We start from the raw sequence: 10,083 nt of genomic DNA on the forward strand, positions 1-10,083 counted from the left end.
GTTCGGGTCCTCAATGGCTTGCAGCGGTAGCGCCCATCTCGTTGACCAGATCGAAACTGTGGAACCGGCTCAACTGAAATGGCCTTATCTCGTCAGGAATGCGGTTTTCCGAAATGGCCTTCGCCAAGAAGAATCCGCTGGCGGGGGTCGCCTTGAAGCCCCAGGTGCCCCAACCTGCGTCCAGCCAATAGTTCGAGAGCGGACCCTGACCCATGATCGGACTGTAGTCCGGCGTCATATCGGTGATCCCGGCCCACTGGCGCAAGATCTTGAGTTCTCCAATGAACGGAAACATCTCCAACGCCGAAGCAGCAAGACTTTCCTTGAGCTCCAAGGTCGAGCGTGTGTTGTAAAGCTCGTATGGGTCCGAGCCGCCTCCGATGACGAGTTCGCCTCTCGCCGATTGCGAAACGTAGCAATGCAGAGCGGTTGACGACACCATCGGATCCAGGAAGGGTTTGACAGGATGCGTCACCATTGCCTGAAGTGGATAGCTGCGGATCGGCAGCTTCAAACCGGCCATCTTCGCTACGACCGAGGAGTAACCGGCGACGCACTGCACCACGGTCCCGGCTGAAACATCCCCGCGATTTGTGCGCAGGCGTGTGACTCTATTTCCGGAGACTTCCATCCCCAGGACTTCCGTCCTTTGATGAAGCTCGACCCCACGCTCACACGCGCGGATGGCATATCCCCACACGACTGCGTCGTGACGTGCGATGGCCGCGCTTGGGTGCCAAAGACCGCAAAGGATCGGCATACCCTTGATATCGAGATTGAGCGAAGGCACCAAGCTTCTGATCTGTTGGCGATCAACGATCTCGTTAGCCTCACCACAAAAGACGCCGGCGTCGGCGCGCAGGCGAAGCGAACGCGAAACGCCGTCCGAGTGGGACAACGTGAGCTGTCCCCGCCGGGAATACATCATGTTGTAATCGAGCTCATTGGCCAGGGATTCATAAAGTCTCAGGGCCTTCGCATAGAACCGGATCGAGCGCTGATCCGTGTAGTTCGAGCGGATCACCGTGGTGTTGCGCGCGGTGTTGCCGCCTCCAAGATAACCCTTCTCCAGAATCGCGACATTGGTGATCCCATGGTGCTTTGCCAGGTGGTAAGCCAATGAGGCTCCGTGACCACCGCCGCCGATGATGACGACGTCGTAGTGGGATTGCAGATCCGGAGTGCGCGGTATCTCATTGCGTTGGGGATAACGTCTTGAAAAGCCGTACTTTAGAAGCGCAAACACCATATTTCTCCCTCTAGGAGCGCGGCCGGGAAATGGACGCTTTGCTCGCTTGCAGGAGCGATGCCAATAACCGTCGTTTGGTCAAAGCGGGGTCCAATCACACGCGATGCGATACGCATCCGCGCAGCCTTTCCAGGTTCGGCAGAATGTCGTGAGAAGCCATATCTTCGGGACGTTATGTGCCATCTCAGACGTCTACTTTCGGCAGCGAAATTGAGAACTGGTCGCTTCGCTCAATTGCGTGTGCGGCACGCAAGACAGTCATCTCGTCAAAATACCGGCCCACCAATTGGAGCGCGATCGGGAGACCCTGCGTATGCATCGCGCATGGCATTGTCAGCGCCGGGTGACCGGTCATATTGAAAAATGTCGTGAACCGAGTGATCGCGTTGCCGATCGCTTCGTTGACCCCGTTTCGTGTCACCTTGACCGTGCCCACTTTCTGGGCGATTTCGGGAGTGGCCGGGGTAAGGATCAGATCGACTTGGTCGAATAGCCTATTCGTCTGCTGTCGGTAGATCTCGATGAACCGCTTCGCTTTGACATAGTGCTCCGCCAGAATGCACTGCCCCAACGCCAAACCAGCCCGGAAATCCGCGGAATAGAGATTGCCGCGCTCCTGCAAATAAGCCGAATGTGCACTGAGCGCTTCCGGCATCTGCACGGTGAGGGAGACTGTACGGCTATGTTCCATATCCGGGAATGTCACCGGCACCAGCATTGCGCCGTTTGCGACGAGATACTCTTTCACACGTTCAAGAGCTTCCAGGATTTCGTCGTCCGCACGCTCGTAGTAGAAGTTGCTCGGAATACCGACGCGCAATCCCGAGACGTCCTGATCAAGCGCTTCAGTGTAATTTTCAACCGGCCGATTGACTGAAGCGGGATCGCCTGGATCATAACCTGACACGATGCTCAGCAGATCAGCGCAGTCGGCAATCGTGCGCGTCATCAACCCGACGTGATCCAGCGTCCAGCAATACGGCACCACTCCCGAAGTGGGGACACGCCCGATCGTAGGCTTAAAGCCGACAAGCCCGTTCAACGCAGCGGGCGCTCGGACGGACCCACCGGTGTCCGTTCCAAGTGCCGCCGGCACGAGACCAAAAGCCACCGCGGCCGCTGAGCCACTCGACGAGCCACCCGCAAGACGCGTCGGATCGTAAGCGTTGACAGCCGTCCCATAAACCTCGTTTTCGCCCGTTGCGCCGTATGCGAATTCATGCAGGTTCGTCTTGCCAAGACTAAGCGCCTGGGCTGCCCGCAGCTTGGCGATTGCAAAAGCATCCTTTTTGGCAATTCTATCGTGGAAGACCCGCGACCCGGCCGACGTTCGAACACCCTGCACGTCGAACAGGTCCTTGGAGGCGTAGGGAATTCCGGCGAACGAGGAGCCGGTCAAATCATCACGCGAGAGCCGTGACGCCTGTTCTCGCGCAGTATCAATCGTCGTCGTGATGAACGCCTTTGATTGTGGATTGTGTCGTTCGATCCTCTCGGCGAATGTATCCACAAGCTCGACTGGGGTTATCTCCCCGCGCTGAAGCATCGAGCTCAGGCTCTTGACGCTTTGAAATGCTATATTGTTACTCATGCCTATCTGCGCCTTGGACGCTCATAGCCGGTGGCGTGGTCCCCAGGTCAATTTTCCTCAGCTGTTCAAGCTCATTCAACAGATCTTGAAACCCGGTAATGATACCCAGCCGGGGATCGACCAGCTCATTTATTTCGTCGTCTGACCAACAATGCGATGCCATCTGTGTGCATATGCCGGTTAGCGTAGCCTTTGTGAGTTTCTGCATGAGAATCCTCGGACAACGATCGCGAAGAGCGTTCTGCTCAACCAGGGCCGCCAGCGACGGCCCATGATAATCAGCGGACGATCAGAGTTTCGGGTGTTTTGTTTGTGAGGACCTCCCCGCCGTTCTCGGTCACCATCACGGTGTTGGAAATGAAATAGTCCGCGACTTGCGTGTTGGTGAACCAGGAATGTGCATGGACGACCATCCCGACCTCTATCTTACGGGTCGACTTCGGGAAAAGGCTCGTCACCATAGAGCCGCCCGTCCAGCTCGGAGGGAAACCGATCCCTACAAGGTAACCGCAATGATGGCGATGGTAATCAACAAGGCCGGCGCTCGCCGCCACTTCATGCCAAGCCTCATAGGCGTCACCCGCATCTGCGCCCGGACGAAGGGCTTCGCAAATTGCCTTCATGCCGCGAATTGCAAGCTCGGCAGACTCCTCGACACCCTTGGGCGCATTACCGACGTAGACAAGCCGGCCCATCGGAGATTGGTACTTGCGATATGAAGCGCAGGTTTCAAGGAAAACTGCATCGCCGTTTCGGAACACCTCGCCACGCCAGGTGGTATGTTCTTCACCTAGGCGACTGGTCGGACGAATGAACGGGCCGAAACCGGGATACTCGCTTCCCTCCAATATCATCTTGCTGTGGTAAGCCGCGGAAACTTCGTAGTCGGTTGCGCCGTCGCGCACCGCGTCAACTGCGGCCAGCGTGCCTAGGTCAACTGCATGCGCCGCCTTGCGAGTGTATTCCATTTCGAGCGGAGATTTCACCAGGCGCAGGTCGTCGAGAATTCCGGAAGCATCTACCCAGGTTCTGCCGAAACGATCATCCTGAATGCGCTCAGCGTGTCGCGCTGTAAGGAAAAGGCTACGCTTTTCGATCCCGACGCGGCCACCCGACAGACCCAGGTCTTTCATGGCCTGATGGACGTAGTCTGAAAGCTCTTCGTGATCCTTGTGCCCGTAGAATCTCGCATTTCGGACCTGGTTCTCTACCGTTATCCGCTCCATTGCGCGGCAGCAGAGGCCCATCTCTCCGCTTTGATTCAGAACGAGCACATGCGCGGCGAAGAATCCCCAGTGATCAAGCCCGGTCAGGTAATAAATGTTCTCAGGAACGGCAATCAAGATGCCATCAAGGTTGTTCTCTTTGAGAGCCTTACGCGCATTCAGTATGCGACGATCAAGCTCATCTTTTGGAAAGGGTGAAAGGTAGGTCATGGACGCCCTCGGGTGCTGTATCCAGTTTTCAAATCGGAAATAGGTATACCTCTCGTACCGTCACTCGCGAAAAATGACAAGAGCAATTTTCCAGAGTCGGCGCCATTTGCCCAAATTTGCAGGAAATTTCGACGGGACGGGAATATCCCCTTGCGGCCCCTCTGGCGCAATGGTATACCTCGTAGGGCAATTCTGCATAAACCCAAAAACAGAGGGAACGGATGAAAATGAAAGCTATCTTGGCTGCAATCGCCGCGACTGCTGCTCTATTTATCGGCGTCGCTCACGCTGACGGGCTGACGGACAGCGCTAAAGCTGGAAAACCAATACGCATTGGCTTTGCTCACGAAATCCCTTGGGCTTACCCGGGCGACAAGAACGAACCGCTGGGATTCGCGAACGCACTGGCGGTCGGCGTCCTAAAGTCGATGGGATACACTAATATCGAGCCAGTCGTGACCGATTGGGGTGGCTTGATACCCGGGCTTCAGGCAGGGCGCTTCGACATTATCACCGGCGGAATGTACATCACCGGCAAGCGTTGCAAGAACGTCGCTTTTGCCGAACCAATGGGGAAATTCGGCAACGCGTTCATTGTCAAAAAAGGCAACCCGAAAGGCATTCAGAACTATAAGGACATCAAGGAGAAGGACGCGACGATGGTGACTGTCTCCGGCTACGTCAATGTTGACGAGGCGCTTAAGGAAGGAGTCCCTGAAAGCAAGATTATGCAGGTGCCAGGCCCCACTGAACTGCTGGCTGCCGTTCGCGCGGGGCGAGCGGACGCTGGGGCTAGTAACTATTTCGATGCCAAAAATCTGGCCGCTAGCGCACCTGACGAAATCGAAGTGACTGACCCGGCCGCTCTACCTGATTGGACGAATAATTGGGTAGCGATTGCATTCAAGCCAGAGGACAAGGACTTTCTGAAGGCGTACAACGAGGCCCAGGCAAAGTACCTCGGTTCGCCGGAAATGCTTGAGGCCGTCGGGAAGTTTCAATACACGAAAGCTCAGCTTCCGGGCGATGCAAAAACCGAATGGGTCTGCGCCAATCGGTAACAATGAGTTGGCTGACGAGCCGCATGAGGCAGCTCGTCAGCATTGCCGAAGCGAGCTCCTATGACATACGCCTCCTTCCTTGCGGATTATGGTAGCCGGTTTGTAGACGGTGCGCTCGTAACCGCCATCCAATTCCTTTGCTCCTTGGGTCTGGCCGTGGTGGTGGCCAACCTCTTCGGCCTGATGCTGCTATCGTCAAACCCGGTGCTAAGGAGAGCCGCAGTAGGCTACGTCGAGTTTTTTCGCGGCACCTCACTGCTGGTTCAGCTTTTTTGGTTGTTTTACGTGTTGCCCCTGTTTGGCATCACGCTGGACAATTTTCTCACCGGATTTCTTGCAGTTGGCCTAAACCTTGGTGCCTACGGCGCTGAGCTGGTTCGAGGTGCCATACAGTCAGTGCCCCGTGGTCAGTGGGAGGCATCTTACGCGTTGTCGATGTCGCCAGCCCAACGCATGCGAAGGATTATCATCCCACAGGCCTTTGTCACCATGCTGCCGGCTTGGGGAAACCTGGTGATCGAGCTGCTCAAAAGTACCGCCCTGGTGGCGTTGATAGCAGTTCCTGATCTCATGTTTGAAGCGCGCCAGCTGAACAATACAACTTATTTATCTACCTGGACTTTTGGAACAGCGCTGGTCATCTACTACGTCTTCTCTCGCTTTCTCATCACGCCTTGTATGCGCTGGACCGAGCGCATCATGGCTCGGCGGATAGGAAGGGCTTGAGTGATGAAGTGGGACTTTGCATTCACAGCCGAAATCCTACCCAAGATGCTTTGGGCTACGGGCAATACCCTTTTGGCTGCTGGCATGGGATACGCCATTGCCGCTGTCATTGGTCTCTTGTTCGCACTTGCTCAGCGAACACCGTTACGTATTCTGACGTATATTACTCGGGAAATTGTCGAGTTCATCCGCTCAACACCCCTCGTACTGCAGATCTTCTTTGTGTATTATGTTGGGCCCGAATACGGGCTCTACCTGAGCCCTTGGGTGGCAGGCATGATCGCTATCGGCCTGCACTATGCTGCCTATCTCTCCGAAGTTTATCGGGGTGGCATTGAGTCCGTCCCTAAGGGGCAATGGGAAGCATGCACCGCCATCAATCTAACGACGATGCAGACCTATCGGCGTATTGTTTTGCCGCAGGCTCTCCCACCAGCAATTGCTGGGATGGGAAACTATCTGGTCAGCATTTTTAAAGATACCCCGATTCTGTCTGTAATTGGTGTTGCCGAATTGATGCAGGCAGCAAACGCTGTAGGCGGGCAAAACTATCGCTACCTTGAGCCTTACACGCTGGTGGGCGTTATTTTCTTAGTTATCTCGCTGACCTCCGCGCGCGCCATTCGTTGGTTTGAAGCGACTGTTCGCCGTAAGTTAGGAATGCAATGATGGAAGATCTCTCGTCATATCCCCTCGAGCTCGGCGGTCCAAACATACCGATGGTGCGGTTCATGAAGGTCCGTAAAAGCTATGGCGACCTTATCGTTCTGGACAACCTGAACTTGGACATCGCAGCAAGTGAAATGGTCACCATCATTGGCCCATCGGGGTCCGGCAAAACGACAGTCCTGCGCATGCTGATGACCCTCGAGACCATTAACGGTGGCGTCATCTATGTCGATGGCAAACCCCTCACCCACATGCCGAAAAACGGCGTGCTGGTGCCGGCTGATGCTAGGTACCTGCGAAAAGCACGCTCCTCGATAGGAATGTGCTTCCAGCATTTCAACTTGTTTCCCCACATGACGGCGATACAGAACTGTATGGAGGGGCCGGTCTTAGTCTTGGGTCTCTCGCGCCGCGAGGCTCAAGAGCGTGCCGAAGAGCTTCTCGTGATGGTTGGCATGATCGACAAGAAGGATCAACATCCCTCTCGGCTTTCGGGTGGCCAACAACAGCGCGTAGCGATTGCCCGCGCCCTGGCGATGCGACCCAAGGTTATGTTGTTCGACGAAGTGACCTCTGCCCTTGACCCCGAGGTAATCGGCGAAGTCACGAATGTGATTAGGGATTTGGTGTTCAAGCACAGGCTGACCATGCTTATGGTGACCCATCAAATGGGTTTTGCTCGTGATATTTCCGATCGCGTCTGCTTTTTCTATGGCGGAAAGATTGAGGAACAAGGCAGTCCTGCTGAACTGTTTTCCAATCCCAAGAGCAAACGGACGCAACAATTTTTGAGCGCGGTAAAAGCCGCAGATTGATGGTCGGAACTCCTGTGAGAATTGGCATAGCTGGGATTGGCGCCATAGGCTCGTCCGTTGCACACGCATTGGATCGGGGAGAAATATTTGGATGCGAACTGGTGGCCATCTCGGCACGCAGCCAAAATCGGGCGACAGAGTTCAATGCCACTTTAAACAGTCGTGTTGCCTGCCTCTCGTTTGAGGAGTTGGCTGACAAGTGTGACGCAGTACTAGAGGCTCTCCCGCCACAGATGTTCGAGGCTATCGCACTTCCTGTCCTGAGTGCCGGTAAGACCCTCATGGCTATGTCTGCGAGCCAGCTACTCAGTCGAGAAGATCTGGTCGAGTTGGCACGCCGCACGGGAGGGCGAATTGTGGTCCCATCCGGGGCCATGCTTGGACTCGATGCCATCAAGGCGGCGGCGGTTGGTGAGATCCATAAGGTGAAGATCCGCACCCTCAAACCACCAAAGAGCCTTGTAACCGCACCTTATGTTGTTCGTAACGGGTTGGACTTGGAAAGCCTTGTGGAGGCGGTTTGCATTTTAAGGGGAACGGTGAGCGAAGTGGCGAGGGAATTCCCGGCCAATGTGAATGTCGCCGCTGCTCTCAGCTTGGCGGGTCTTGGACCGGACCGCACGCAGATGGAGATTTGGGCAGATCCGGGTTTAGCGTTCAACACTCATAGCGTTGATGTGGAATCCGACAGTTCTAATTTCTCCATGTCGATACAAAATCGTCCGAGCGACGAAAACCCGGCCACCGGGCGTATAACCCCGCAGAGCGTGATAGCCTACTTGCGTCAAATGAACTCGGCTTTGCGTGTTGGAACGTGACCGAGGTCGTACATACCTTGCTGCAGCCTGGAGAAAGCTAGCGATGACACGCAACAGCTCCCTGGTACCCACTAACGAATTCACCTCGACGCCTCCTGAGGATCAAGACGGGGGTTCGGAAGGCGACAGGCAACTTGCCGGCAAAATGAGCAAACACGAGATATACCTAGAGTTACGGCGCCGCATATGTCTCCTCGACTACCAGCCAGGCAGCCGCCTCAATGAGAGGGAACTTGCGTCAGAATTTGGTGTCAGTCGGACACCCCTTCGGACTGTCTTGCAACGCCTGGAGTACGACGGTCTGATCGTAAGCCAGCACGGCAATGGTACTGAAGTCACGTCGATCGATCTGAGCTCTATGCGCGATATATACATCGTTCGGATGCGATTGATGGATGCCATGGCCGAGTCTTCACCACTTCCAGTAACTGACGATAACCTACGTGAAATTCAAAACTTGGAGATAGCCTGTCGCCAACTCTTAGATACCAAAGATAAACGCCAGTTTGCCGAGATAATTATCCGCCTACATAGGATTTTACATAGCTTGAGCAGCAATGGACCACTAAGGGACTTCAACGATATCCTGTTCTTTCAATCGGCGAGATTCTGGTTCTTACTTCTCGAAAAGATGAATTTCCGTCAGCAGGTAGAAGACCTTCTTGACGAGCTCCGCATGATACGGCGAACCCTCGAGCTTCGGGATGTCCGTCTAGTTGCCACGGTTCACAAGTCGCATTTGGCGATGGTGCTATCCAGGCTAGACGCGATGGAAGCAGCTAGCGCAGACCGATTTGTATTTTGAAAACTGGGACGACATTCGATATTGGTGGCGCCGTATGAACCTGCCGACAATTGGCTTTATTGGAACCGGCGACTTCTCCGCCTACTTAATCGCCGCCCTGCGAAGGGGTGGGTTTGGCGGTCGAATTCTTCTCTCGCCCTTTAGCCGAGTCAAGGCAGAGCGACTTGCCACCACCCACGACTGCACGGTAGCCGCGGATGATGCGAGCATGCTCGCCGAGGCCGACTGGGTCCTTTTGGCGGTGCGGCCCGAACAGCTTGCCAATGCGTTGCCCAATCTGGCTCTGCGTCCAGACCAGGTATTAATTTCAGCTGTCGCAGGCGCCACAATTGCTGAACTGCAGGCGGCGATAGGCCAAGACATATCGGTGGTCCGCATCATGCCATCGAGTTACATTGATACGATTGATAGAGGCCTCGTACCCATATATCCCGCCTCGGACGACGTGGCAGTGGTACTGGGCACGGCAGGTAGGATTGTGACCTTCGAAACCGAAGATCAATTCGAACTTGCCATGGTGGGGGCCTGCCTCGCCGGGTGGATCTATAGCTTCATAGCAACGCTCGAATCTTGGTTCTTGGAGCGTGGGCTCACGTCGGCTCAAGCGAGGCTAGTTGTTGCGGGAAATATCGCGGGAGCGACTGGCTACGCGCTGGCGCGGGAGGAGGTGTCACTTGACATCGTATCTGACGGGATCGCAACGGAAGGAACCTTTACAAAGTTAGGGTTGGACCATCTTGCCGCAAGGCAAGCCCCTTTGCCTTGGTTAGAGGCTCTCGATATCGTCTTCCGAAGGCTGAACTTGTTGACCTAGAGCACGTCCTGTTTAATCCGGTTCATATCCTGCGGCTTTGAAGTAGTTGGCGCATTCGGCTGGGGTGAAGAGGTCGACGACTGCGCCGACCGCGTCCCA

The 10,083-nt window shown here is 55.2% G+C and carries 10 protein-coding genes; 7 read left to right on the plus strand and 3 right to left on the minus strand.

Annotated features, from left to right (window positions below; genetic code table 11):
- Nucleotides 1-10 precede the first annotated feature (10 nt).
- The 3 genes from NKJ84_RS22445 to NKJ84_RS22455 form a co-directional block, all read right to left on the minus strand.
- On the minus strand, nucleotides 11-1,249 hold the full coding sequence (locus tag NKJ84_RS22445) for an FAD-dependent oxidoreductase (RefSeq protein ID WP_352508280.1): 1,239 nt from the start codon (nucleotides 1,247-1,249) through the stop codon (nucleotides 11-13).
- A gap of 184 nt (nucleotides 1,250-1,433) precedes the next feature.
- Nucleotides 1,434-2,840: an amidase gene (locus NKJ84_RS22450; RefSeq protein ID WP_352508281.1), complete on the minus strand. Its 1,407-nt coding sequence runs from the start codon at nucleotides 2,838-2,840 to the stop codon at nucleotides 1,434-1,436.
- A 278-nt stretch (nucleotides 2,841-3,118) separates the two neighbouring features.
- On the minus strand, nucleotides 3,119-4,276 hold the full coding sequence (locus tag NKJ84_RS22455; RefSeq protein WP_352508282.1) for a M24 family metallopeptidase: 1,158 nt from the start codon (nucleotides 4,274-4,276) through the stop codon (nucleotides 3,119-3,121).
- A gap of 227 nt (nucleotides 4,277-4,503) precedes the next feature.
- Between NKJ84_RS22455 and ehuB the strand changes: the two genes are divergently transcribed.
- Genes ehuB through NKJ84_RS22490 form a run of 7 tightly spaced genes read left to right on the plus strand, consistent with a single transcriptional unit; the run spans nucleotide 4,504 to nucleotide 9,984 of the window.
- Complete coding sequence (gene ehuB, locus NKJ84_RS22460; RefSeq protein ID WP_352508283.1) at nucleotides 4,504-5,337, plus strand: ectoine/hydroxyectoine ABC transporter substrate-binding protein EhuB; 834 nt, start codon at nucleotides 4,504-4,506, stop codon at nucleotides 5,335-5,337.
- Between the two features lie 60 nt (nucleotides 5,338-5,397).
- The gene (ehuC, locus tag NKJ84_RS22465; protein WP_352508284.1) at nucleotides 5,398-6,063 is read left to right on the plus strand and encodes an ectoine/hydroxyectoine ABC transporter permease subunit EhuC; all 666 of its coding nucleotides are present in this window, start codon (nucleotides 5,398-5,400) and stop codon (nucleotides 6,061-6,063) included.
- Between the two features lie 3 nt (nucleotides 6,064-6,066).
- Nucleotides 6,067-6,732, plus strand: a complete 666-nt coding sequence (gene ehuD / locus NKJ84_RS22470) for an ectoine/hydroxyectoine ABC transporter permease subunit EhuD (protein ID WP_352508293.1) — start codon at nucleotides 6,067-6,069, stop codon at nucleotides 6,730-6,732.
- A complete protein-coding gene (ehuA, locus tag NKJ84_RS22475; protein WP_352508285.1) occupies nucleotides 6,732-7,547 on the plus strand; it encodes an ectoine/hydroxyectoine ABC transporter ATP-binding protein EhuA in 816 nt (271 codons plus the stop codon). Before ehuD ends, ehuA begins: the two co-directional genes overlap by 1 nt.
- Nucleotides 7,547-8,365: an aspartate dehydrogenase gene (locus NKJ84_RS22480; RefSeq protein WP_352508286.1), complete on the plus strand. Its 819-nt coding sequence runs from the start codon at nucleotides 7,547-7,549 to the stop codon at nucleotides 8,363-8,365. The genes ehuA and NKJ84_RS22480 overlap by 1 nt, the downstream gene beginning before the upstream one ends.
- 43 nt (nucleotides 8,366-8,408) lie before the next feature.
- The gene (locus tag NKJ84_RS22485; RefSeq protein ID WP_352508287.1) at nucleotides 8,409-9,170 is read left to right on the plus strand and encodes a GntR family transcriptional regulator; all 762 of its coding nucleotides are present in this window, start codon (nucleotides 8,409-8,411) and stop codon (nucleotides 9,168-9,170) included.
- Nucleotides 9,160-9,984 carry an NAD(P)-binding domain-containing protein gene (locus NKJ84_RS22490; protein WP_352508288.1) on the plus strand — a complete coding sequence of 275 codons (825 nt, stop codon included), beginning with the start codon at nucleotides 9,160-9,162 and terminating at the stop codon, nucleotides 9,982-9,984. Before NKJ84_RS22485 ends, NKJ84_RS22490 begins: the two co-directional genes overlap by 11 nt.
- The last annotated feature ends 99 nt before the right edge of the window (nucleotides 9,985-10,083 follow it).

It is taken from the genome of Mesorhizobium sp. M0048, from assembly GCF_040323405.1.
In the GTDB taxonomy this organism is placed as follows: domain Bacteria; phylum Pseudomonadota; class Alphaproteobacteria; order Rhizobiales; family Rhizobiaceae; genus Mesorhizobium.

Excerpts from the sequence above, each read along its gene's own strand:
- NKJ84_RS22445 (WP_352508280.1), bottom strand. The coding sequence starts at position 1,249 with ATGGTGTTTGCGCTTCTAAAGTACGGCTTTTCAAGACGTTATCCCCAA.
- NKJ84_RS22450 (WP_352508281.1), bottom strand. The coding sequence starts at position 2,840 with ATGAGTAACAATATAGCATTTCAAAGCGTCAAGAGCCTGAGCTCGATG.
- NKJ84_RS22455 (WP_352508282.1), bottom strand. The coding sequence starts at position 4,276 with ATGACCTACCTTTCACCCTTTCCAAAAGATGAGCTTGATCGTCGCATA.
- ehuB (WP_352508283.1), top strand. The coding sequence starts at position 4,504 with ATGAAAGCTATCTTGGCTGCAATCGCCGCGACTGCTGCTCTATTTATC.
- ehuC (WP_352508284.1), top strand. The coding sequence starts at position 5,398 with ATGACATACGCCTCCTTCCTTGCGGATTATGGTAGCCGGTTTGTAGAC.
- ehuD (WP_352508293.1), top strand. The coding sequence starts at position 6,067 with ATGAAGTGGGACTTTGCATTCACAGCCGAAATCCTACCCAAGATGCTT.
- ehuA (WP_352508285.1), top strand. The coding sequence starts at position 6,732 with ATGGAAGATCTCTCGTCATATCCCCTCGAGCTCGGCGGTCCAAACATA.
- NKJ84_RS22480 (WP_352508286.1), top strand. The coding sequence starts at position 7,547 with ATGGTCGGAACTCCTGTGAGAATTGGCATAGCTGGGATTGGCGCCATA.
- NKJ84_RS22485 (WP_352508287.1), top strand. The coding sequence starts at position 8,409 with ATGACACGCAACAGCTCCCTGGTACCCACTAACGAATTCACCTCGACG.